Source organism: Aliirhizobium wenxiniae, assembly GCF_014201355.1.
Taxonomy (GTDB): Bacteria; Pseudomonadota; Alphaproteobacteria; order Rhizobiales; family Rhizobiaceae; genus Neorhizobium; species Neorhizobium wenxiniae.
In genome coordinates, this window is the sequence record NZ_JACHEG010000001.1 from 1,546,590 (window position 1) to 1,568,757 (window position 22,168).

Here is a 22,168-nt window from a genome sequence, read left to right on the forward strand (position 1 = left end):
CCTTTCCCGTAATCATTATGCGTCAAGCCGCGCGCACCTTGGTCGCGTGCGCATCGAGCAGTTCCTGGATCGTCACCGCCAGATCGCCGCTCATGTCCGCACGCATCATCGCAAAGGCGACGTTTGCCTCGATGAAGCCACGCTTGGATCCGCAGTCGAATGTACGTCCCTGGTAAGGATGTGCATGGAACGGCTGAACCTTCAACAGTTTCTGCATGCTGTCGGTCAGCTGGATCTCGTTTCCGGCGCCACGCTCCTGGCTTTCGAGAAGCTCGAAGATCTGCGGCTGCAGAATATAACGACCATTGAGGTAATAGTTCGACGGAGCATCGGCCGGCTTCGGCTTTTCCACCATTCCGGTGACCTGGAAACCGTGGCGAACATCCTGGCCGATGGCGACCACGCCATAGCTCGACGTCTCTTCCGGCGCGCACTGCTCCACCGCAAACACGTTACCGCCAACTTCTTCGTAAAGGTCCATCAGGCCGGACATGCAGCCGCGGGCGCCATAGGAAACCATGTCGGGCAGAAGCAGCGCGAACGGCTCGTCGCCGACCAGCTCACGGGCGCACCAGACCGCGTGGCCGAGACCGAGCGGGACCTGCTGGCGCGTATAGCTGACAGTACCCGCGAGCGGCAGCATCTTTTCCAACTGCGCGACCTGCACGGTCTTGCCTGAGCGGGTGAGGCTGGCGATCAGTTCGGGATTGCTGTCGAAATAGTCTTCAATGGCAGTCTTGTTACGGCTGGTGACGAAAATGATGTTTTCGATGCCTGCCTGCATGGCTTCATCAACGGCATATTGCACGACCGGACGATCGACGATCGTCAGCATTTCCTTCGGCATGGCCTTTGTCGCGGGCAGGAAGCGGGTTCCGTTGCCTGCGACAGGGATAACTGCCTTACGAACTGGTCTTTTCAGGTTCATTCCTAGTCCTTTCCAGGGGGCATACACACCCGATTGATCGGATTTCAGTTGACACCGGCCGCCTTGGCGAACCGGCGCATGCGAACAGCGATAGGCATCCGGAAGTGTTTTAACGCTCCCGGGGCTTTCAACGCGGTTTTGAGGAACCCACTGAGCGACTTGGCCTTGACCTCGTCGACGAGGGTGAGAAACGAGCGGGCTTCGATGATGCTGCGCGTGCGACGACGCTGTGCGGCCATTTCGGCCGGACCCAGCGAAAAGCGCGCCATGAAACGGCTGTCGCCCTCCAGCATGTCATCGAGATGCTTCTGCTTGAGCACACGGGAGATCGATCCCTGCAGCAGATAATAGACATAGCCCGGATTGGGATCGGTGGCGCAGCGCCCCCCGGCTGCCAGAACAGAGGCGAACAGGATATAGTCTTCCCCGATCCTCAAGCCCTCATCGAAGTTGAGATCGTGCTCCAGAAGAAAGGCCCGGTCGAAGATCGGTTTCATGTAACCGTAATTGAACGTGGTCTTGAAGATCAGGTTGGAATCGATGAATTCCGCAAGGGTGATCTCCCGCTTCTGTTCCAGATGCCGCCTGTCGAACATGGTCTTTGCAGCGCCACCTTCCAGACCGACGACATCGACATTGTCCACCACCATCTGCGCATCGAGCGTCCTTGCCCGCTGCAGCATGGAAAGCGAACGTTCCGGATAGACGGCATCGTCGGAATCGAGCGTCGCGACGAAGCGGCCGGTCGCGGCAGCGATACCGGTATTGCGCGCCCTGCCAGGCCCGCCATTCTGCGGCTGGCGGATCAGCCGCACGCGAGGATCGGCATAGCTTTCGGCAAGCGCCGCCGTTCCGTCCGTCGAACAGTCGTCGACGACGATGACCTCGACGGTGACGCCAAGCTGCGCCAGAGCGCTGTCGATTGCACGCGCGAGCGTCTCTTCCGCATTATAGGCGGCAATGATGAAGCTGATATCGGGTATCCCGCTATCCATGTTCACGCAGCCTCCGGGGCGCCGTATTGGCGGATTTCACGAACGCCGAGCATGCCCATTACGGCGCCGACATGCAGCGCGCCACGCAGCGCATAACGGTTGCGCTTAACCGGCATAAGCGTGAAGGCAGCGGCGATCGCACCACAATAACCGGCCTTTGTGGCAGCGATGAGAGCCTTGGGAAAACGCTTCATACCACCGCTCTTTGCCGCAACGATCCGGCCATGGGTCTGGCCGGAACGGAAACGACGTTTGGCAAGCCACAGGAAGCTGGCGCGACTTGCCGGCACCGGCTCCAGCACCAAGGCATCCTCGGCAAATTCGATCCGCCCACCGCTTTCCGTCAGCTGCGAGAAGAAATGCGTGTCTTCACCACCGCTCTGGCCGAGCGCCAGCGCAAAACGGCGCCCAGTGATAAGCGGCGAGCGCATGTCGAGCAGCGTATTGCAGGTGTAACCGGTAATGATCCTGCCATCGACCCAGACCGGCATGGTGGAGTGGAAATCGCCATTGCGCATCCACGCTGCACTGTCGTCGCCATAAAGCGCGCGTACTGGGCCGAGCACGGCTTCCGCACCCGTCTGGCGTGCCTTTTCATAAAGAGCGGCCAGCCATTCCGGCGTCGCGGTCTCGTCGTCGTCGATGAAGGCGAGGAAATCCGCATCGGCAGACGTGAGACAGGCATTGCGGGCGATCGAGATATTCGACTTGGGGCAATGGACATAGAGGATCGGGAACGGAGACTGCGCGCGAATGCTCTCCACCAGATCGCTCGCACTGGGAACCGCATCATTGTCCGCCACGATCAGTCGCAATGAAACGCCTGCCGGAACGGTCAGCTTGAACAGCGATTCCAGCGTATCCTTAAGCGCCGGACGCCGATAGGTGCAGATGCCGATGTCGATTTTTGCCACGGTGAGATCAGCCGTCATGCAGCCCTCTTTCGTCGAATGCGAAGCAGTTCCATCCAGAATCCGGCAGACCAGGCGAGGTGCATGATCATCGCGGGAATGGTGGCGAAGAGTGCGATCATGTTGCGCTGGCCGATTGCCATATAGGCGCCGTAAGCCACGCAGGCGATCATCCAGACGGCAACAGGAACGGCCGCCCACCAGTAGAGCAAGGCCAGAACTGCACCGGCAACCACCGGCGCGACCGCAAGCGGAATGGCCTGACGGATCTTCGGAATGGCGCGGTGCTTCAAGAGGTTTTTCGCCCTGCCCCGGCCATAGCCGAGATACTGGCGGAAGAGTGCAGAAGCGCTGGAACGCGGGTAATAGGTCATGAAGGTCTGCCCCGTCATCCAGATGCGGAAACCGGCGCTCCTGAGCCGGAAGTCCAGCTCGGCATCTTCGTTATGGCTGAAGGTCTCATCATAACCGCCGACCTGGCGATAGGCTGCGATCCGCATCAGCGCATGGTGACCATGATCGACCCATTCGCCACCACCACCGGCGCGGTGCTTGGAGCCGCCATTACCGAGCTTGGAATTCTGGGCGATCGCGGCCGCCTGCTGGAAGGCGCCAAAGCCGACCGTTTCCATTCCGACCACGACCGAATCCGCCTGATGCAGGACTGCTTCCTCGATCAGCGCCTGGCAATAATTGTCCGGATAATCCCCATGCGCGTCGATGCGGATCAGATAGTCGCGACCGTCACCATAGGTCTGGACCGCGAGGTTCATCGCCGCGCTCTGGATGCGCTTGGGGTTGTCGAGAAGCACCAGATCCGGGATTTCCCCGATCATCCGCCGAACGATATCCGGCGTGCCGTCGCGGCTGCCGCCATCGGCAACGACGATCAGCATATCGGTCTCGCCCCGCTGGAGCGAAAATTTGCGCAACAGCGCCTCGATCGTCTTGGCCTCGTTAAGGCATGGGATGACGAGAAGAACACGCGGATTGGCCGGGATTTCAGAAGTCTGGTTCGACACGTCGGAACCGGAAACGCTACTCATTACCATATTCCACCTCACGACTGCATGGTTGACGCAGCCTGCATTTCAGCAGGAGAGCGTAAATCGGGTTTTAACGATGCCAGTTTTGCAACCAGCGCCCGGCAATCGGCCGGACCTGTGATCCATTGACCGCGTTCGACCGAGGTGATCCGGGCGAACTGTTCGGCGTAAATTTCGGGCGTCATCTGAGAGAACAGCGCTTCCAGCGCCTCGGGCGTGGCCTTATCGACCGTCACGCCGATCTGGCGGTGGGCAAGAAAGCGGCCGGTCTCGGTCGATTTGAGCGCAACCGGCACCGCGCCATAAAGCCCGCCTTCGTAAAGGCGGTTTGGCAGCAGCCACTCGGAATTCAGGCCTTCCTCGAAGAAGTCGATCGCCCAGTTGAACTGTACCTCGTCATAGATGCGGGCGAGATCCTCCGGGTTCTGGTAGGAACCGTGGAAGGTGACATGCGGCGCGTCTGCGACGATCCGGTCGAAATCGGCAAATTCGCTATAGGCGGGCCGACCGCGCAGCACGATCTCGACCTTGCCGTCCATGCGGCGAGCGAAATCTGTCAGGATCGCGAGCGACTTGGCGCAGCGGATTGCCCCGAACCAGCCAATCCGCCAGGGCTCACCGGCCTTTGGCGCACGTGGCGTCGGCTGAAGCGGCAGGCTGTCCGGGTCGAGCGCGAGAACCTTGTTTTCCAGCAGCAGAACCGGCAGCGAAAGCCCCGAGCGCGGCTGGAAGAAATTTTCGACAAAGGCGGGCGAGCTGGTGATCAAGAGCTGTGCACGGCGGCCGAAATGGCGCTGGAATGCCCGCACCAGACGCCCTTTCCAGCCTTCATCGAGCAGCAGGCGATGGATATCGAGGCATTCGTAGACGATCGGCAGGTTGCGATCGAACAGACGCGCCGCCTGCCCTGCCAGCGCCAGCGTTTCAAGATTGCGGGCGATAACCACATCCGGACGGTCGATACCGGCAAGCCGGCTTTTCAGCCCGGCGCTCGCCTTGACGATAGCACCGATCCGCTGCGCAAACTTTCCATCGGAGGTCTCGCCCAGCACGATGGTGCGCACGCCCGGCTCACCCTCAAGCAGGTTGCGTCCTCTGGTAAAGCCCGCAACCGTCACGTCTGCTCCCCCGGCCTTCAGGGTAAGCACACGCCGCCTGATAGCCGCATCGGCCAGATCATGGGCGAGATAGAGAACGTTTATGCTCAAACGGGCATGCTCCTGTGCTGAAAAACTCAACGCAATATGACAAGCGAAGAAATGGCTGCGGTCAGGCTCAATCGAGATTGCAGGCGACGGATTCAGGGAACTGGCACGCGTCTCCCTGGGCGGTGAAGGAAACCCGGTCGATCACCATGGATGCCTGCCCCTGATAGGAGAAGCGGCCCATCCAGTCCTTCAGCGTGTCGGTACCCCACAGGCTGAGCATGATCTTCTGGTCATTGGTCGGTATTTTCGAAGGATCCGTCACTTCGTGAACGAGCTTGCCGTTGACGAAGTAACGTAGGCGGTCCTTTTCCCAGACGAAGGCGTAATCGTTGAAACCCTGATCGGCGCCGCCGGCGACGGGAATGAGCTTCTCGTTGCCGCCCTTGCCGTTGATATACTGGTTGACCTGAACCTGGTTGGTGTTCTTGCCGAGCACCTCGAAGTCGATCTCGTCCCAGGGCTTCTTGTCGGTCGGGCCGATATAGGTGAAGAAGGCCGAGTTGAGGCCCGAACCGGTCGCCGCCTTCATCCGCACCTCATAGGTGCCGTAAAGGTAACGCGACTTGGTCTGCACTTCGCCGCAGAGAAACTTGCGGTCCTTCGACTGGCCTTCAGAAAAATTCAGCGTCAGCGTTCCGCCTGCCGTATCGATCTGCTTCTTCGACCAGGTGCAGTTCTGGTGCGAACCATTCGCCCAGCCGTCTGCGACATACCAGAAGGACCGGTCGAAGCTGTCGAAATTCTCGACAAAGGACTTGTTGTTCAACGTGCCCTGCGCCGCAGCCGGCATGGTGGCGGACAGAAAGGATAGGCCCAGAGTGGAGATGGCGGCCGCGATTTTGTGTGCGATGGTCGTCATGGTTTCACCTGCGCTGCTGTGACAGTTTCGGTTCCATCGGGTGCGAAGACCCGACAGGACGGCTCGAAGTCGCTTTCGCGAGCTTTTCCCTGCGCCCGCGGCTACCGGTCAGGACCTCATAAACGGGCGACGCAATCCGCATCATGACGGCGTTGCTGATCACCAAGATGACAAGCGAGACGACAACAGAGCCGAAATAGAAGAGCGGATAGGCTTCCGCCGTTGCGACGCGGTTCCACACCATCCACAACGCCACCAGAACCGGATAATGGGCGCAGAAGACCCAGAAGCTCAGGCTGCCGGTCGAAGCCAGCCGCCTGCCAAGCCGTGTCTCGATCGCAATCGCCGAAATCATCCAGAAACCGAAAGCACCGACGATCGAAAGAATGTTGCGCGCAAGATCGACACCCCAGGGATAAGCAGGCTGGCTCAGATAAATCGCCAGCGACAGGGCGAAGGCCGCGGCAAGCGTGGCGATCGAAACCGGCCATGCCAAACGGTCCAGCGCCTTGAGATCGGCGCCACGCATCCCGAGGAACATGCCGAGCGCGAAGCTGAACAGGATCGAGCGTTTGACGACGATGGCAAAGCTCAGGTCCGGAATAACGGCCAGAACGAAAAGCAGGGCAAGAGCCGGGATTGCCGCGTGACGCAGCAGGAACAGCAGGATCGGCGACAGAAGAATGCAGACGAACAGATCGCGCAGGAAATACAGCGGCACATTCGCCGGCATGCCTTCAAGCGCAAACGCATAGGTCAGCATTTCGCGCAGCGATGCCGTGATGTCGGGGAAATAACCGACGCCGATGCCAACACGCTGCAGGCCGAGGATCGCGACGAACAAGCCGAGGTTCCAGATCAGGAACGGCAAAAGCACCGTCATGGTCTTGGAACGAACCACCTTGCCATAGTCGAAGGATGCAGCGCCTTTGCGCAGCAGAAGATAACCCGAAATCATGCTGAGGCACGGCACGCCGATGCGGAACAGGCTGTCGCCAAGGAAAACACTCAGCCAGTTGAACCAACCGGTCTGGGCAATCACCACATCGGATGCCGGATCGTGAGGCACATGCACGAAGACAATGCCGCAGATCAGCAGGATACGCATCAAATTGATACGCGAGGATATGTTCTGATCAACATTCAAACCAGTCACCCCTTTTGGGCAGCGCCTCCCGTCACCGCCATTTCAATCAGAGCAGACTTGAGCCCGCGTGAGTGAGAAGCATCACGGTAAGTTTCGGGTAAAATGTGGCAGCGCAGCAAATTTGGCATGTGCGAAATCTAGCAGTGGGGGCGTTTTCGGCGGATGCAACTTGCCTTTTGTCAGGCTGAAAGCACTGTCAAATATGGTCTTTACAGATTTAGCTAATATGAAAATGCTGCACCGCAGCGAAACCCAAAATTAAAAAAACAATCACGTTTTCTCGCGTGATCGTGCATTGCACGTGAGGCGACTGCGTCAACAATGGCGAATTAAGGCGAAAACATGGCAAACATGAGGCGAAATCGGTGATTTGCCCGAATCGCCCAAAACCGCTTGTCGGCAGGTATCCCGGATGGCCCAACACTCACCGTCGGCGGCAATTGCGACAAAAAAAGCGGCCGGGCGTTTTATCGCCCGGCCGCTTTGGCTGCGTTTTTTAGGATTTCATTTACCCTTGCGGGCGAGACGCCTTGTCAGATGGTTGTCGCGCGGCTGAGAGCCGTGCGCTTGTCCAGAACGTCCAGCGCCTCGTCGATATTTGCAACCAGAGCTGCTCGGTCGCCATTGGCGGTCTGCCAGGCATCGATGAACGTGCTGGTCTTGCCGTAGCTGTTGTCGAGCACGCAATGGTCGGCATCGAGAAGCAGGCTCATGATATGTCCGTGCATGCGGTCGGTGATCACCTGCCGCGCAGAACTCAACAGCCGCACGCCACGATCGAAACGCTGCTGCGCCCGCTCGCGATAGGCCAGTTCCGTCATTTTCGCCCGCCCGCCGACATCGCCGCGCAACAGGCCCTTGATGATCGCTGCACGCTTGGTGCGCTTCTGGAAATCGGCTTCCTCGTTTTCCGGCCAGTCAGCCACCATCACGTTCGGACGCGCAATCGCACGCGACGTATCGTGCGCGGCCCCGACTTCCTGGTCGGCTCTGAGGTTGAGGAGCAGGTCATGGCTCGGCGCCAGGCGCTTTACCGGACCGATCCAGAAGGCCATGTCCGGGCAAAGCCGGACTTCGCACTGGAACCACTTCCTGGCGAACTCGAAGCTCTTCTTGTCGCGCACCAGCAGCTTGTAATTGCCGTGCTTTTCGATCGCGCGTGCTGTGCTGTCGACGTTTTCCTGATTCTTGAAATGGATCGTCTGCGGCATCTGGATGACCGGACGGCCCTGGTATTTCCCCAGTATATGCTCGCGGAATTCGCGGAAACCCGGCCAGATATCGCCGAAATTGCCGCCGCCATGCAGCAGGATCTGGCCGTCGCCAATCGCAGCCAGCATCCGTTCGTCGCTATGGGTCGGGATTTCACTGACAAAGCTCGGCTTCGACTTTACCCGGTCGAAATAGGCAAGTTCCCCGAGCCAGATGGCGCTGTCACCGATATTGTAATGGTTCGGAAAATCCAGAAGCGCGTAGCGCCCGGACAGATCGACCAGATCGGCGAGGTTCTCGTGGATTACACCCTGAAGCCTCTTGATGGTGGCAGCACTTGTTTCCTGCATGGGATCTCCTTGGACGTACGGTCTCATTTCCAATTGGGTCTACTTTTGCGCCAGCAGGCGAAAGCGTGCCGGCAGCATCGACATGATCATGGCGAGATAAGGCCGGATCATCTTAAAGGCGAAAATCAGCATGAATGCGGCATAGATGGCGCCGCCCAGCGCAATGCAGAGCCCGGTGCCCAGCCATGCGGGTGTTACCGCCGCAAGGATTACCGGCTTGGCGAACCAGACGCAGACGGCCATGACCAGTGAACCGATGAACGGCATCGATATAGCCTTCAGCGTTCCCAGTGAATCGATATGGGCAAAGCGCTTCAGCACATATTGCTGGTAAGGCATGGTCAGCCACGCCCGCAGCGCATATCCGGCAGCAACCGCGATAATGCCGTAAGGCACCAGCAGCCACGTCAGAATGACAGTCATCGCAAGCTGCAGCGCCGCCACTGACAAGATGCTCTGCGCCTTGTTGACGGCCGCAAGCGCCGAGGAGGCAAACACGTTCATCACGAACGGCACGGCCATCATGACGAGCACGGTCGCGACATCGCCGGCATTGCCCCACTTGTCGCCGAACAGGAAGAGGATCAGCTGATCCGACAGCGCACCGAAGCCGAGCAGCAACGGGAAGGTTCCAAGCGCTGCCAGCCCTACAATGCGGTTATAGGCGTTGCGGAAGCTGACCGGATCGTTCTGCAGCTTTGACAGCGTCACCAGTGCAACACTGCCGATCGGAGACAAGACTGCCTGCGAGATCAGCTCGATCAGCCGCCAGGCAATCCTATAACGCCCGACTTCGGTCGGTCCGAACCATCGCGAAATGAAGATATCCTGCACGCGGGCAAGCATCATCCAGAGAATTTGGCTGACCACGAGGCTGACGCTGAACAGGAAGATCGAGCGGAAGATAGCGAAGTTGAAGCGCAGCTTCGGGATCCACCGATAGGACAACCAGCCCAGAACGACGAGCACGATGCCGTTGACCGCCGTCTGTGCTACCAGCGACCAGACGCCCCAACCGAGAAAGGCCGCGGCAACGGCCGTGAGACCAGACAGAAGGCTCGCGGCAATGCTCTGGGCGGCAAGGCTTTTGTGGCCGAAATCACGCGCCAGTCGGGCATTGTGGATGACGGCGAGCGATGACAGAGGCAGGAAAAGCGCCAGCCATTTGAGGATTGCCGCAACATTCGGATCGCGGACGAATTCGCCATAGGCGGGTGCCGCAAAAAAGATGACAACTCCGACCGAGACGCTGAAGGCGACCGAGGCCCAGAAGGCGGTATCTGCCAGTTCCTCATCCAGCTCCAGCTGACGGGTCACCGCATCGCCAAGCCCGGCATAGGCAAGCACCCGGCCGATTTCGACGAACAGGCTGGCAAGCGCAAACGTGCCGAAATCCGCAGGCCCGAGGATACGGGCCAGGATGACGAAGATGACGAAGGTCGCGACCGTGCTCCACCCGACGCGCACGATCGACCACAGGATCGATGTCGCGGTTTTCTTTTTCAGGTCGCCACTGTCGACGGCTTGAGCATCCATGAACATTCCAATCGATTGAAAGGCGGCAAATACCGCCCCATATGTGTCTTGGCCCGCATGGTGTGGACCGTTTCCGAAAATGTCCGGATGTTTTACGAGGTTTGGCCAGCCCGGCCGCTGCGCCAATAGGCCCAGAGCCCGGCAAAATTCTGCTTCACCGTGTTCCGATAGGTCAGCCCCAGCGCGCTATCGAGGTTCTTGCCGCCGAAATATTCCTTCAGCGCCTGGCGCACGTCCCAGCGGAACATGCCGCGCATGTTGGAGTCCCGCACAAACATGTATTTGGCGTAGAGCGCTCCATTGCCATAGGAATATCCGTCGAACAGCCGCTGAACCTGGTCCATGCTGCGCCGGCCGTGGAAATGTTTGACCACGAGGGTCGGAACATATTCCACGTTGAAACCCGCCCTGAAAGCCCGGTGGATGTAATCCGTATCCTCGCCAGAGCGGAACGTGGCGCCTGCGCCGAAGCGCACGTCGAAAACACCGACCTTGTCGGCCAATGCCTTCGGGAAAGCCATGTTGCATCCGTGGATGAAGCCGCCCGGATGATTGTAGATGTTGAGAACCGCGTGTTCCGTGTCCGTCTTGATCGTGATCGGCAGATCGCGCTCATCGCCAAGGTCGATGCGGCCGCCGCGCATGATAGGGGCGGTATCATCGGCGAACAGAGCGGCGATGGTGGTGAAATAATCCGGCGAAACTTCGCAGTCGTCGTCGGTAAAGGCAAGGATGCGCCCCTGAGCATTCTCGATGCCGGTGTTACGGGCATGCGACAAGCCCGGACGGCTTTCGAAGATCAGCGTCGTTTTGATCGGAGCGGTCTCGCTCCACTTGGCGACGACCTCAGAAGTTGCATCGGTCGAACCATTGTCGACGAAGATGAACTCGAGCTTGAGGTCTCGGGCTTGCAGCGCGGCATTGGAGATGGCCTGCAGGCAGCTATCGAGCCCGAAGGCGCGATTACGCGAAGAAATGATGAGGCTAATATCGACAACCTCGAACGTCATCCTGTTCCCTTCAACCGTTACGCGAATGAAGCGGCTTGCCGCCACTTCGTCACCAAGAGACATTTTGCACTGCAACAAACCACGAAAACAATCAGGAGTGCAATTGGGGTATTTTCATGATTGCTGCTCACAGATAGGGCAGCTTTCGTGCCGGAACATTGCCAGCGCCTGATATTTTGCATACCCGCCTTTCTTGTCGGAAAAATGATAATCGGTCGCCTCAATCCACTGTTTTCAGGCAAAAACGACCGATTTTACTCATTTAAGCCTGCTCTGCCCTCACGCCAAACAGCACGAAATTCACCCTTTTGCCGTATTCACCCTTCTAAAATTGGTGCAGTGCCCAAGATTAGGATCGCGTGTGTGCGCTTGCGCAACCACGACACCAATATGGCGTTTGCGACATCGGTCGCATCGACTAGCGCGCGAATCGCCAGGCCGAGAATCGCGTCGGACTGCAAGAATTGGGTCCGCGTCCTCATAATTTGGAAAGGTCCGCTGATCGTAAAACTGTGTCTGTTCAGGCCTGCTTAACCGTTCGCAAGCCTCCCGCTACAGCCGCCCCGGCTGCCAGCTTCGACAGATAGACCTGCGTCCGCAAGGGCGCAGATGCCTCGTCGCTATCCTCTGTTCCGCAACGGGCGACAGCCCGGCCTCGGCTTTGAGATACGCGCCCTCTCCTCTCGCCAAGAAAGATGGAAAGCCACCCAAGCTCACGTTCCAGAACTGCTAAGGAATTCAAAACATGGCTAGTTTCACAGTTGTCATTCCGTTCTACCAACGGAAAAAAGGAATTTTGTCCCGCGCGCTGAAATCGATATTCGCGCAGAGTTTTCAGGATTTCGACATCGTCATCGTTGATGACCAGTCGCCCCTCTCCGCTGAAACGGAATTGCGCGACAGCCCCGCCGAATGGAAGGCGAAGATCCGCGTCATCCGCCAGGAAAACGGCGGACCGGGTGCAGCCCGCAACACCGGCCTGGACAATGTTCCGCCAGAAACACGCTTCGTCGCCCTGCTTGATTCCGACGACATATGGCGCACCGACCACCTGAAGAACGCCCATGACTTCATGACCCGCTTTGAGGCCGAATGCTATTTCGCCTCGATGCAGGAAAGCGAGGAATTCTATTACCATTTCGGCATGGCCAAGCTTGCCGAGACCGAGGAAGGCAAGACGTTGGTCGAGGATCCTCTCGTGCTGGAGATCCCCGAGCTTGCCAGCGTCATGCTGAAAGACTGGGCCTTCCTGCACCTGAGCTGCATGGTGATCGCCCGGCCGCTATTCGAGAAGATAAGGTTCGATCCGGCATTGCGGCTTGCCGCCGAGGACGTGCTGTTCTTTGCCGATTGCATCCTCAACGCCAAGCGAACCGTGTTGTGCGACACACCGGGTGCCGCCCGCGGCATGGGCGTCAACATCTTCCACGGCATTGACAACCAGTCGCCGGAATTCCTCCAGCAGCAGTTCAACACACTCGTGGCGCTCGATACGCTCGAAACGCGTTTCGAGGACAGGCCGGAGGACGTCGCGTCGATCACCTCCTACAAGAACATCGCAAGACGACAGGCGTTGTGGAGCCAGGCGGGACGGCTGAAGCGCCGCCAGTCGCCCGACTTCGGCATGCTGGCCCGTTGGGTCATGCGCGACCCGGCCATTCTTGGCGCAGCCGTCAAGCTCGGCGCAGGCAAGATCGATCGCCGGGGCGGATAATCCAGCCGGGCAAAGGACAAGGTTTCGCGACGAAACGAGAGGGCAGGTGACAGATCATCCGCCCTCTATCATTACGGTGTCAGCCTTGCCCTGCTACCGGCACGCCGGCCAACAGATAGCGAGGAGTCGTCGGCAGTGACGCCGCGGACGTGTTTTTGCGCCGAAGCGCATCGTACTTATCGAAGAAAATGCCGGTGACCACCGGCACAAAGGCATCCGGACGCGACAGGATATGCCTGATCGCACCTCCTTTGCCCGATTGCCGTTTCACATCGAGAAACTCGCGCAATTCATACCGCGCCTTGATGTGGTCGCGGTGATGGGTAATCACCGAACGCGCATCGGGAGACAATTGAATGGCGGCAAGCATGGCGTTGTCGGCCTCATAAAGCCGCCTCAGGTCCTCGGTGCGATGACGGCTGCTGAGAGAATCGCCGCGTACCACGGCGCCATAACCGCAATGTTCGATCACCTTGTAACGGGCGCCAAGCGCAAGTGCCCGCACATAGAAATCGTAATCCTCGCCGAGCCGCAGCCCCTCCTCGTAGGTTAGGCCGTTTGCAACGATGAAGGATCGGCGCATGACCGGCTTCAGGAAACCGGTCTCGCCGCGCGGTTTGCCACGCTGCGAAATATTACCCTCGACGAACTGGACGAGCGAAAGCTCGCGCGCTCGCGACTGAAACCGCGCCGGAGTAGAAAGAGCAGCAGGATCGGCGACGAAGGCAATGTTGTCGGCGATAAAATCCCATCCGCTTTCTGCAAGCATCGGCGCGAACCGGCCCGGAAAGAAAAAATCGTCTGCGTCAAGAATTGCGATCAGCGGCGCGCTCGACTGGGCAATCGCCGCATTTCTGGCCGCCGAAGGCCCCTGGTTCTTCTCGAAGGAGATGATCTTCAGGCGACCACTTCCATCATTCGCTGCAAGTGCCGCCTGATCCGTTCCGTCGCTGGAGCCATCATCGACGACGACAACTTCAGATACGGCGGCCTCGCGAAGGGCAGAAGCCACGGCCAGACCGATCGTATCGGATGCGTTCTTGGCTGCGATGATCACACAGATCGTTTCGTCAACGGCTTGCGCCATAAGCTTCTCCATCGTCCGTTTCACCGCTCATTGGTGCAGACTTATGAACTTAGGAAAATGGCAGCGATGTGAAAGAGCTAATTTTAGGGGCCAGAAATGCCCATCAAAGGCTCAATGATCCTGAATGTGAACCCGAGCTGGCGCCTCGGCTGTCAGGCTGTCGCGAACGCCTGCATCTGATCTCGAGTTTGCCCTGAGACCATCACTCGAGCGGTCGGCATCCATCTGCGCCTTTTCCCGACGCACCATGTAAACGATGCCGATGAAATAACCGATCTGAAGTATTAGCGCGCAGAAAATAGTCTCGATGAGCGCCGTCCAGAAGGAACCGGACATGACGTAAGCGGCAATAGCAAACACGGCGAGTGTGCCCAACATGCTCACGAATACACGCGGTGCGTACATCATCATTCCTCCCGAGGGACTTTTCTTATGAATTTTTAAATTTCATCAGTCCTCTCACATGCCCTTTACATTACTGTGCAGTGAGAGAGTTTTCAAGATTTTCGCCGGCTCATAAATTTTGACCAGTGAATCTTTCGTAAGGTTCCATCATCGCCCGCTAGGTGCCTTTCAAACGGTTCAACACCCTGTTACCACACACCTGCACCACACTTTCGCCACAATTAAGCCTGAATTGGCGCTTCTTGGAACAAATAGACGCCGCCCGGTGCCGAGCGCCCGCGCAATCCGTTCACTTATTGTTACAAAGGTCACAAGGCGCCATCATGCGCCTTTTTGCGCCGCACCATTGTATTGCAGTGCAGCAGGCCTAGGCCTTTGGTCCTAAGGACAAGCTACTTAGGACCTGAACCTTAAGAAGCGGCGAATGATTAGGCCGCGTAAAATTGACCGTAATACATTCGGATCAAGTTTCGATTACGATTAATATTCGACATCGATTCAATTTTACAGGCTTGCGGTAGTATTTGTGTAAGCCTTTATATTTACGATCACAAGCTGCAGCTGTGACGATATCTCGCCTTTTGGCCTCTCACCGGCCCTTCCCGTCACATCGCAGAAATTTTTGTCTGGCATCAAATTACGAACACAGACTTATTATCACATACCAGCTCAATGAAGCGCCGCTTTAGGCACCGACTATCGCCAAACCTAAATGGAGCCCCCTCTATGAAGTCAGCGACACGTTCGGCAGATACGCCGCTATCAGACCTGGACCATGCCGCCATGACACTCCCGATCGGCGGCCTGGCCAAAAGAACGTTCGACGTAACCGCAGCAGGCATGGCCCTGATCGTTTTCAGCCCGCTGTTTTTGATGATCATGGCTTTGGTAAAGCTGACCGACAAAGGCCCCGCCTTTTACGGACACAGCCGCATCGGCCACAGGGGCCGTGTGTTCAAATGCCTGAAGTTCCGCACCATGGCGGTCAATGGCGATGAACTGCTTCGGAAGCATCTTCGGGAAAACCCCGAGGCTGCGGAAGAATGGCGCCAGACCCGCAAGCTCAAGGACGACCCGCGTGTCACAGCCGTTGGTCGTGTCCTGCGCAAGCTCAGCCTTGACGAACTGCCGCAGCTCCTCAACATCGTTCGCGGTGAGATGAGTGTCGTCGGTCCGCGCCCGGTCGTCGACGACGAGTTGAAGGTCTATGACAGCTCTGCCGTCTATTACCTGCAGACTCGCCCCGGCCTGACCGGCCTATGGCAGATCAGCGGACGCAATGACGTGTCTTACGAGACCCGCATCGCATTCGATACGCAGTATGTGCAGAACTGGTCGCTGACAAAGGATGTCTCGATCATCTTGAAGACGATCCCTGCCGTCTGCATGGCCCGCGGTAGCTACTGACGGGCATCATAGCCGCACCGCGCGTTATCCGCCGGTGCGGAAATCACCACGAAATACGAAATACAATAAACCAAGGAGATCTGATGGGTATCCGAATGGTCTTTCCGCGACGCATCCCGACGCTGGCAATGGCGGCGGGAACATTTGTTTTGTCGCTGACCACATCAGCAGGCGCGCAAACTTCTGCCCAGCCTCAATCCCAGACACCCCAGTCCCAAGCCCAACCTCAGGCCGCGTCTGCGGCCCAGCCTGCGACGAAGACCAGCAAGCCCGCGCAAGCGACGGCAGCGGTCGGCGCAAAGATCCAGGAAGGCGCCTATCGCCTTGGCGTGATGGACAAGCTTCGCATTCGCGTTGCGGAATGGCAGCCGGCAGACGGCAGCGTCCGCACCTGGGATGCCGTGAGCGGCGACTATGCGGTCGGCCCGTCCGGAGCACTCTCGCTGCCCTTCATCGGTGATCTCGATGCCGCCGGCAAGACGACGGCGGAAGTCGGCAAGGCGATCGGCGAGAGGCTGCAGAGCGAATTCGCCCTCCGCAATCTCCCCTCGGCTTCCGTGGAAATCGCAGAATTCCGGCCGCTCTTCTTGGCCGGCGATGTCGATAAGCCGGGCGAATATCCCTATTCCCCTAATCTGACCGTTCTGAAAGCCGTCAGCCTCGCCGGCGGCCTCAAGCGCTCAGACGCCGGCCAGCGCTTTGCCCGCGATTTCATCCGGGCGCGCGGCGATGCGCAGGTCAGTGATTCGGAACGCGGCCGCTTGATCGCTCGCAGGGCGCGCCTCATGGCCGAAATCGCCAATGCCAAGGAACTGGCCATGCCGCCGGAACTGAAGGATGTGCCGAACGCAAAGGAACTGATGGCGAGCGAGGCCTCTCTGATGAAGTCGCGTCGCGAACGTTACGAGCTTCAATTGAAGGCGTTGGCCGACCTCAAAACCCTGCTCGATACCGAAGTCCAGTCTCTGGCGCAGAAATCGGGAACACAGCAGCGGCAGCTCGCGCTCTATAACGACGACCGCGATCGCATGGCCAAGCTCAGCGAACAGGGTCTTGCCACATCCAGCCGCCGTCTCTCGGCGGAAGAGCGTGCAGCCGATCTCGAATCCAACATGCTGGATACGGATACGGCTTCGCTGCGCGCCAAGCAGGATATCAACAAGGCCAACCAGGACGAGATCAACCTTCGCAACGACTGGGATGCCCAGCGCGCTCAGGAACTGCAGGACACCGAGGCGCAGCTGGAAAAGCTCGGCCTTGAACTCTCGACTAGCCGTGAACTGATGCAGGAAGCCCTGGCGCAGTCGGCCGAAGCCCTGAAGTTCGACCCGTCCAACAAGGACGCGACGATCAAATACGTCATCGTCCGGGATAATGGCGACGGTCCGAAACAGATCACCGTCGATGAAAACGCCATGCTGCGTCCCGGTGACGTGATCAAGGTATCATCAGACCTTCTGATGCAGTGATAGGTGGCGAATGAAGATCGCTCGGTCGATGTTGGTCGACCCTGACAGGAACCAGGTTTATGGGATAGCGGCAGTGGCGCTATCCTTCTTCGTCTTCGCCTATTCCAGCCTTTTCGGGCAGGTGTCGATCCTGGCCTATTACGGGCTCTGGTTTCCGCTGATCCTGGTTGATTACAAACGGGTGCTGGGCAACTATTTCAGATATCTCTGGATAATCGCCTTCCCGCTTCTCTGTTTCCTGTCGGCCTTCTGGTCGCCGGCACCATCGGTGTCGCTGAGGACGGCAATCCAGCTGCTTACCCATCTGATCTGCGCCCTGATCGCAATGCGCACGATCAGCGTGCTGACACTGACACGCGGCTCGATCGTCGGCACTGTCGTGGTCATGCTCTATTCGATCGTCTTCGGCCATTACAGCTATGACGCGATGGATGGCAGCTACAGCTTCGTCGGATCCTTCGCTTCCAAGAATCAGCTCGGGCTCTACGCCTCGCTCGGCATCGTCTTTTCGGTTCTTTATGCGATTGTCTTCCGCCGCCGGGATATCTGGCTGGCGGGCGCGGGTGCAGCCGCTCTTCTATGCGCCTACTGCCTGATGGCCTCCCAGTCGGCCACCTCCGTGATCACCACGGCGGGGCTAATCGCCGCCTGTATCGCCTACCTGCCCTTCGGTCTTCTGGGGCCGAGCAGCCGCAAGCTTCTCTTCGTCGGCGTCGTCGTGGTCGGCTTGGCCATCGTGGTGGCCGGCCTGCAGATGGGGGCGGTGGATGCGATCCTCGGCCTGTTCGGCAAGGATTCGACGCTGACGGGTAGAACCTATCTCTGGCAACAGGGTATCGAGGCCGCCCATCTCAACCCGGTCCTCGGCATGGGTTATCAAGGTTTCTGGGTCCAGGGTTTTGCCAAACCGGAACAGCTTTGGGACGAGTTTTTCATCACCACCCGCACAGGCTTCCACTTCCATAACACCTATATCGAGGTGGCCGTGGAGAACGGCTTGGTCGGCCTTGCGCTGCTTGTCTTCATGTTGCTGCGAAACGTCTTCGGCCATCTCGGCGCCATGCTGAACCGGCACAATGATCCGTCATCCATCGTCCTGTTCGCCGTCAGCCTTTTGCTGCTGATGCGATCCTTCGTCGAGATCGACGTGATCTTCCCCTATCAGATCGGCTCTTTCCTGATGTTCTATGCCGCTGGAAAACTGACCCTTCGGCGGCCCGTGCCTCAACGTCCTCAGCACAGATACGGGCACCACCCGATCGTCGCCTGACGCAACAAAAGCAAACGGCCCGGAGCAGAAGCCCCGGGCCGTTTTCATTTCAAGTCTTGGGAGACTTAGGCTGCCCTTGCGGCATCGAGCGGAATCTCGACATCGATTTCGAGGATCGAGACATTCTCGTCGCGATCAACCTTCACCGTGACGCGGTCGCCATCGAGCTGCACATGCTTGGCGATGACGGCGAGGATTTCTTCACGCAGGATCGCGGTCAGGTCGGAGCCGGTAGATGCCCGCTCATGCGCCAGCAGAACCTGCAGGCGTTCCCGTGCAGCAGGCGCCGAGCGTCGCGCCGAACGAGTGAAAAGACGCAGTATGCTCATGCGGCCTTCCTTCCGAAAAGTTTTCCGAAGATGCCGCGCTTTTCGCCCGGCACCGTCACAGGTACGATTTCACCGGCCAGACGGCGGGCAGCTTCAAAATAGGCCTGGGCCGGCGCACTGCGTGCATCCGACAGCGTGACCGGGGCACCGAGGTTCGATGCCTTCAGGACATCCGTGCTTTCCGGAATGATGCCGAGAAGCGGGATGGAGAGGATTTCCAGAACGTCGTCGACCTTCAGCATGTCGCCGCGTTCCGCACGGAGGGAGTCGTAGCGGGTCAGAAGCAGATGCTTTTCCATCCGCTCGCCATTCTCAGCCTTGAGCGTCTTGGAATCAAGCATGCCGATGATGCGGTCCGAATCGCGAACTGACGAGACTTCCGGATTGGTGACGACAACGGCGACGTCGGCATGGCGCATGGCAAGCGTCGCGCCCTTTTCGATGCCGGCCGGGCTGTCGCAGATGACCCAGTCAAAATACCTCTTCAATTCGCCGATAACGCGCTCGACGCCCTCTTCCGTCAGCGCATCCTTGTCGCGCGTCTGGGAGGCCGGCAGCAGGAACAGCGTGTCGAGCCGCTTGTCGCGGATCAGCGCCTGCGGAAGTTTAGCGTCGCCATTGATGACGTTAACGAGGTCGTAGACCACACGGCGCTCTGCACCCATCACGAGGTCGAGGTTGCGAAGCCCGACATCGAAATCGACGACGGCGACCTTTTCATTGCGCTGTGCCAGCGCTGCTCCGAGTGCGGCCGTCGAAGTTGTCTTGCCAACCCCACCCTTGCCGGACGTCACGACTATGACTTTCCCCATATTGATCTCCTGTATTGAACCTTGTTCCGGTTCAGAAAAGTATGTCTGCCATGATCGTTTCGCCCTCGAGCGAAAGCTGCACGGCGTGCCCGCGAAGGCTTGAATCCATGTCTTCCGCCATCTTGTAGATACCGTCGATGGCGATCAGTTCCGCCTCCAGACGGCGGCAGAAAATGCGTGCGTTGCTATTGCCGATCGATCCTGCCATCGCCCGGCCGCGCAGCGTGCCGTAGATGTGGATCGAACCGCCGGCGATAACCTCGGCACCCGATGCAACGGAGCCGACAATGGTGATATCGCCTTCCGGAAAGATGATCGACTGGCCGGAACGGACCGGCTCGTCGATGGTAAGCGACTGCGGGATCGCCCGAACCTGCGGCGCTTCCTGACGCTGCGGCGCCGGTGAGACAACAGCTGCAACCTCGGCTTCGGCCTCGGTTTCCGGCTCCTGTGCCGTTACCTCGACGTCGGAAGCGGGCTTGCCGCCCTTCATCGCAGGCGGCATTTCGGGCGTGAGCTGCGACGGGCGCGCGCCCTCGATGCCCATGATCCGGACCTTGCGCGCGGCAAGGTCGTCGATCAGTTGTTTCAGTTCGGCCTTCTTGATCGAAAGCTCCGAGACGTCGAGGACGACGGGCCTGTCGAGAAAGAAACCGGCAGATCGGGCGGCCAGATCGTCGAGGCGTTCAAGCCATTGATCCAGCGGAAGATCCGGTGAAAGAACGACCGCCAGAAACGAACGGCCCTTGATGCGAATGGAGCGAGCGTCTGTTAGCACTTTGGTCATCTACGTTAATAAATCGTTGCCCGATGTCTACCGCTGACGTGGTTAACAAATGGTTAACGCGACCCGCCCAAATCTTAAGAAGCGGTAACCAACTCGGGTGAAACAGGATCGCGAAAGGTGATGCGGAAGACCCTGAACCCGCAGCCTTGATCGAGGCTTATGCGGGTTTTCTTTTGCAAGCGACGAGCCGGGCACGCCTTGTTTCCGCATAGAAAAAAGTGGCGCGAGGCGAAACGAAAAGAGGCGAGCCATAGGCCCGCCTCCGATAAAACACCGTTCTTTTAACACCGGCAGCCAGGCCGGCGAGAATCAGTCTTCCTTGATATGGCTGTGATGCTTGGTGTCGCGCATCTTCACATAGACCATAAGCGAGATGGCGATCATGATCGTCACATACCAGAAGAACCACTCTTCATGGCCGATCTGCTTGAACTTCAGCGCCACGAATTCAGCCGTGCCGCCGAAGATCGTGTTGGCGAGCGCGTAAGGCAGCGCGACGCCCAGCGCACGGATATGCGCCGGGAAAAGCTCTGCCTTCACCACCGCGTTGATCGAGGTGTAACCGGTCACGATCAGCAGGCCGACCAGCGACAACAGGAACGCGGTCAAGGCGTTCGTCGTGGCCGCAAGCGAGGTAAAGATCAGGTAGGTGAACAGCGTGCCGAGAATGCCGAAACCGACCATCAGCGGCTTGCGCCCGATCTTGTCGGAAAGCGCACCGGCGATCGGCTGGCAGAGCATGAAGACGAACAGCGCCGCCGTGGTGATCTCCGTCGCCGTCTCTTTGCTGAAGCCTGACGTGTTGACCAGGAACTTCTGCAGGTAGGTCGTATAGGCGTAAAAGGCGAGCGTACCGCCCGACGTCAGCGCGATGACGAGGAAGGCTTCCTTCGGGTAATGCCTAAACAGCGCCCAGCCGCCGGAAGACTTCTTCGCGTCCTTGTCCGCATTCTTGAACGACTGCGTCTCGACGAGGCCACGGCGGATATAGAACACCACTATCGCCAGCAATCCGCCGATGAAGAACGGAATGCGCCAGCCCCAGGACTGCAGCTGTTCTGCGGTAAGTAGCGCCTGCAGCACGAGCAGCACCGCAAGGGCGACGAGCTGACCGGAAATCAGCGTCACATACTGGAAGCTGGAGAAGAAACCGCGACGGTTTCGACCGGCCATTTCGCTGAGATAGGTAGCGCTGGCGCCATATTCGCCGCCCACACTGATGCCCTGCAGCAGACGTGCAAACACGAGGATCGCCGGCGCAGCAAGGCCGATCGATTCGTAACCCGGTGCAATCGCGATCAGGAAGGAACCGAGACACATCAGCGTGACGGAAAGCGTCAGGCCGGCCTTGCGTCCCTTGCGGTCGGCATAGATGCCCATGAACCAGGCGCCGATCGGCCGCATCAGAAAGCCCACGGCAAAGACAGCAGCCGCACTCAGCAGCTCGGCAGTCTGGTCGCCCGAGGGAAAGAAGATGGGAGCGAAGTAGAGGGTGAAGGCGGAATAGACATACCAGTCGTACCATTCGACCAGATTGCCGGCAGAGCCGCCAATGATAGATTTCAGCCTGACCTTTTCGTCGATGGGCGACGAGGCCGTGTCTTTTGCCAAGGTGTTATCCAAGAGCGCAGATCCATTTCTGAAAAGCGCGGCGGCGTAAGGGTGCCAAGGGGGGTGCCACGCATC

General features: G+C 58.7%; 20 protein-coding genes. 4 read left to right on the top strand and 16 right to left on the bottom strand.

Translation table 11 applies throughout. The features are described from left to right. Nucleotides 1-22: 22 nt before the first annotated feature. From HNQ72_RS07490 to HNQ72_RS07535, 10 genes are all read right to left on the bottom strand, one after another. Entirely contained in the window at nucleotides 23-928 is a 906-nt protein-coding gene (locus HNQ72_RS07490; protein WP_148143057.1) for a UTP--glucose-1-phosphate uridylyltransferase, read from the bottom strand. Nucleotides 929-972: 44 nt separating this feature from the next. Then, a complete protein-coding gene (locus tag HNQ72_RS07495; RefSeq protein ID WP_183991407.1) occupies nucleotides 973-1,923 on the bottom strand; it encodes a glycosyltransferase family 2 protein in 951 nt (316 codons plus the stop codon). Between the two features lie 2 nt (nucleotides 1,924-1,925). Continuing rightward, the gene (locus tag HNQ72_RS07500) at nucleotides 1,926-2,855 is read right to left on the bottom strand and encodes a glycosyltransferase family 2 protein (RefSeq protein WP_183990981.1); all 930 of its coding nucleotides are present in this window, start codon (nucleotides 2,853-2,855) and stop codon (nucleotides 1,926-1,928) included. Then, nucleotides 2,852-3,880, bottom strand: a complete 1,029-nt coding sequence (locus HNQ72_RS07505) for a glycosyltransferase family 2 protein (protein WP_183990983.1) — start codon at nucleotides 3,878-3,880, stop codon at nucleotides 2,852-2,854. Before HNQ72_RS07505 ends, HNQ72_RS07500 begins: the two co-directional genes overlap by 4 nt. Nucleotides 3,881-3,894: 14 nt before the next feature. Continuing rightward, complete coding sequence (locus HNQ72_RS07510; protein ID WP_183990985.1) at nucleotides 3,895-5,088, bottom strand: glycosyltransferase; 1,194 nt, start codon at nucleotides 5,086-5,088, stop codon at nucleotides 3,895-3,897. A 67-nt stretch (nucleotides 5,089-5,155) separates the two neighbouring features. Further along, nucleotides 5,156-5,878 carry an endo-1,3-1,4-beta-glycanase ExoK gene (gene exoK / locus HNQ72_RS07515; RefSeq protein WP_280518261.1) on the bottom strand — a complete coding sequence of 241 codons (723 nt, stop codon included), beginning with the start codon at nucleotides 5,876-5,878 and terminating at the stop codon, nucleotides 5,156-5,158. A 73-nt stretch (nucleotides 5,879-5,951) separates the two neighbouring features. Further along, nucleotides 5,952-7,103, bottom strand: a complete 1,152-nt coding sequence (locus HNQ72_RS07520) for an acyltransferase family protein (RefSeq protein WP_244654319.1) — start codon at nucleotides 7,101-7,103, stop codon at nucleotides 5,952-5,954. 524 nt (nucleotides 7,104-7,627) lie between these two features. Next, entirely contained in the window at nucleotides 7,628-8,656 is a 1,029-nt protein-coding gene (locus tag HNQ72_RS07525; protein ID WP_183990989.1) for a polysaccharide pyruvyl transferase family protein, read from the bottom strand. 39 nt (nucleotides 8,657-8,695) lie between these two features. Further along, nucleotides 8,696-10,192, bottom strand: a complete 1,497-nt coding sequence (locus HNQ72_RS07530; RefSeq protein WP_183990992.1) for a lipopolysaccharide biosynthesis protein — start codon at nucleotides 10,190-10,192, stop codon at nucleotides 8,696-8,698. 92 nt (nucleotides 10,193-10,284) lie between these two features. Further along, nucleotides 10,285-11,265 (bottom strand): glycosyltransferase family 2 protein, encoded by a 981-nt coding sequence (locus HNQ72_RS07535; RefSeq protein WP_244654320.1) that lies wholly within the window; start codon nucleotides 11,263-11,265, stop codon nucleotides 10,285-10,287. 682 nt (nucleotides 11,266-11,947) lie between these two features. On the opposite strand from HNQ72_RS07535, the gene HNQ72_RS07540 reads away from it, so the two are divergent. Further along, entirely contained in the window at nucleotides 11,948-12,916 is a 969-nt protein-coding gene (locus HNQ72_RS07540) for a glycosyltransferase family A protein (protein WP_183990994.1), read from the top strand. A gap of 79 nt (nucleotides 12,917-12,995) precedes the next feature. On the opposite strand, the gene HNQ72_RS07545 is transcribed toward HNQ72_RS07540, so the two are convergent. Together HNQ72_RS07545 and HNQ72_RS07550 are read right to left on the bottom strand one after the other, a co-directional pair. Beyond that, nucleotides 12,996-14,003 (bottom strand): glycosyltransferase family 2 protein, encoded by a 1,008-nt coding sequence (locus HNQ72_RS07545; RefSeq protein WP_183990996.1) that lies wholly within the window; start codon nucleotides 14,001-14,003, stop codon nucleotides 12,996-12,998. 111 nt (nucleotides 14,004-14,114) lie between these two features. Further along, nucleotides 14,115-14,411 (bottom strand): exopolysaccharide production repressor protein, encoded by a 297-nt coding sequence (locus tag HNQ72_RS07550; RefSeq protein WP_244654321.1) that lies wholly within the window; start codon nucleotides 14,409-14,411, stop codon nucleotides 14,115-14,117. A gap of 723 nt (nucleotides 14,412-15,134) precedes the next feature. Here HNQ72_RS07550 and HNQ72_RS07555 point away from each other — a divergent pair. The 3 genes from HNQ72_RS07555 (at nucleotide 15,135) to HNQ72_RS07565 (ending at nucleotide 18,554) form a co-directional block, all read left to right on the top strand. Continuing rightward, nucleotides 15,135-15,815, top strand: a complete 681-nt coding sequence (locus HNQ72_RS07555; RefSeq protein ID WP_183990998.1) for a sugar transferase — start codon at nucleotides 15,135-15,137, stop codon at nucleotides 15,813-15,815. A gap of 83 nt (nucleotides 15,816-15,898) precedes the next feature. Continuing rightward, nucleotides 15,899-17,284: a polysaccharide biosynthesis/export family protein gene (locus tag HNQ72_RS07560; protein ID WP_244654322.1), complete on the top strand. Its 1,386-nt coding sequence runs from the start codon at nucleotides 15,899-15,901 to the stop codon at nucleotides 17,282-17,284. A 10-nt stretch (nucleotides 17,285-17,294) separates the two neighbouring features. Then, complete coding sequence (locus HNQ72_RS07565) at nucleotides 17,295-18,554, top strand: O-antigen ligase family protein (RefSeq protein WP_183991000.1); 1,260 nt, start codon at nucleotides 17,295-17,297, stop codon at nucleotides 18,552-18,554. 65 nt (nucleotides 18,555-18,619) lie between these two features. On the opposite strand, the gene minE is transcribed toward HNQ72_RS07565, so the two are convergent. The 4 genes from minE to HNQ72_RS07585 all read right to left on the bottom strand — a co-directional run bounded on the left by minE (nucleotide 18,620) and on the right by HNQ72_RS07585 (nucleotide 22,093). Beyond that, nucleotides 18,620-18,883 (bottom strand): cell division topological specificity factor MinE, encoded by a 264-nt coding sequence (gene minE, locus HNQ72_RS07570; protein WP_183991002.1) that lies wholly within the window; start codon nucleotides 18,881-18,883, stop codon nucleotides 18,620-18,622. Next, nucleotides 18,880-19,695 (bottom strand): septum site-determining protein MinD, encoded by an 816-nt coding sequence (gene minD / locus HNQ72_RS07575; protein ID WP_183991004.1) that lies wholly within the window; start codon nucleotides 19,693-19,695, stop codon nucleotides 18,880-18,882. Before minD ends, minE begins: the two co-directional genes overlap by 4 nt. Before the next feature lie 31 nt (nucleotides 19,696-19,726). Next, entirely contained in the window at nucleotides 19,727-20,482 is a 756-nt protein-coding gene (minC, locus tag HNQ72_RS07580) for a septum site-determining protein MinC (RefSeq protein ID WP_183991006.1), read from the bottom strand. Between the two features lie 309 nt (nucleotides 20,483-20,791). Further along, on the bottom strand, nucleotides 20,792-22,093 hold the full coding sequence (locus tag HNQ72_RS07585) for an MFS transporter (RefSeq protein WP_183991008.1): 1,302 nt from the start codon (nucleotides 22,091-22,093) through the stop codon (nucleotides 20,792-20,794). Between the last annotated feature and the right edge of the window lie 75 nt (nucleotides 22,094-22,168).

Bases quoted from the DNA above. Each gene is read 5' to 3' on its own strand.
- HNQ72_RS07490 (WP_148143057.1), bottom strand. From the start codon at position 928: ATGAACCTGAAAAGACCAGTTCGTAAGGCAGTTATCCCTGTCGCAGGC.
- HNQ72_RS07495 (WP_183991407.1), bottom strand. From the start codon at position 1,923: ATGGATAGCGGGATACCCGATATCAGCTTCATCATTGCCGCCTATAAT.
- HNQ72_RS07500 (WP_183990981.1), bottom strand. From the start codon at position 2,855: ATGACGGCTGATCTCACCGTGGCAAAAATCGACATCGGCATCTGCACC.
- HNQ72_RS07505 (WP_183990983.1), bottom strand. From the start codon at position 3,880: ATGAGTAGCGTTTCCGGTTCCGACGTGTCGAACCAGACTTCTGAAATC.
- exoK (WP_280518261.1), bottom strand. From the start codon at position 5,878: ATGCCGGCTGCGGCGCAGGGCACGTTGAACAACAAGTCCTTTGTCGAG.
- HNQ72_RS07525 (WP_183990989.1), bottom strand. From the start codon at position 8,656: ATGCAGGAAACAAGTGCTGCCACCATCAAGAGGCTTCAGGGTGTAATC.
- HNQ72_RS07530 (WP_183990992.1), bottom strand. From the start codon at position 10,192: ATGGATGCTCAAGCCGTCGACAGTGGCGACCTGAAAAAGAAAACCGCG.
- HNQ72_RS07535 (WP_244654320.1), bottom strand. From the start codon at position 11,265: ATGTCTCTTGGTGACGAAGTGGCGGCAAGCCGCTTCATTCGCGTAACG.
- HNQ72_RS07540 (WP_183990994.1), top strand. From the start codon at position 11,948: ATGGCTAGTTTCACAGTTGTCATTCCGTTCTACCAACGGAAAAAAGGA.
- HNQ72_RS07545 (WP_183990996.1), bottom strand. From the start codon at position 14,003: ATGGCGCAAGCCGTTGACGAAACGATCTGTGTGATCATCGCAGCCAAG.
- HNQ72_RS07550 (WP_244654321.1), bottom strand. From the start codon at position 14,411: ATGATGTACGCACCGCGTGTATTCGTGAGCATGTTGGGCACACTCGCC.
- HNQ72_RS07555 (WP_183990998.1), top strand. From the start codon at position 15,135: ATGAAGTCAGCGACACGTTCGGCAGATACGCCGCTATCAGACCTGGAC.
- HNQ72_RS07560 (WP_244654322.1), top strand. From the start codon at position 15,899: ATGGGTATCCGAATGGTCTTTCCGCGACGCATCCCGACGCTGGCAATG.
- HNQ72_RS07565 (WP_183991000.1), top strand. From the start codon at position 17,295: ATGAAGATCGCTCGGTCGATGTTGGTCGACCCTGACAGGAACCAGGTT.
- minE (WP_183991002.1), bottom strand. From the start codon at position 18,883: ATGAGCATACTGCGTCTTTTCACTCGTTCGGCGCGACGCTCGGCGCCT.
- minD (WP_183991004.1), bottom strand. From the start codon at position 19,695: ATGGGGAAAGTCATAGTCGTGACGTCCGGCAAGGGTGGGGTTGGCAAG.
- minC (WP_183991006.1), bottom strand. From the start codon at position 20,482: ATGACCAAAGTGCTAACAGACGCTCGCTCCATTCGCATCAAGGGCCGT.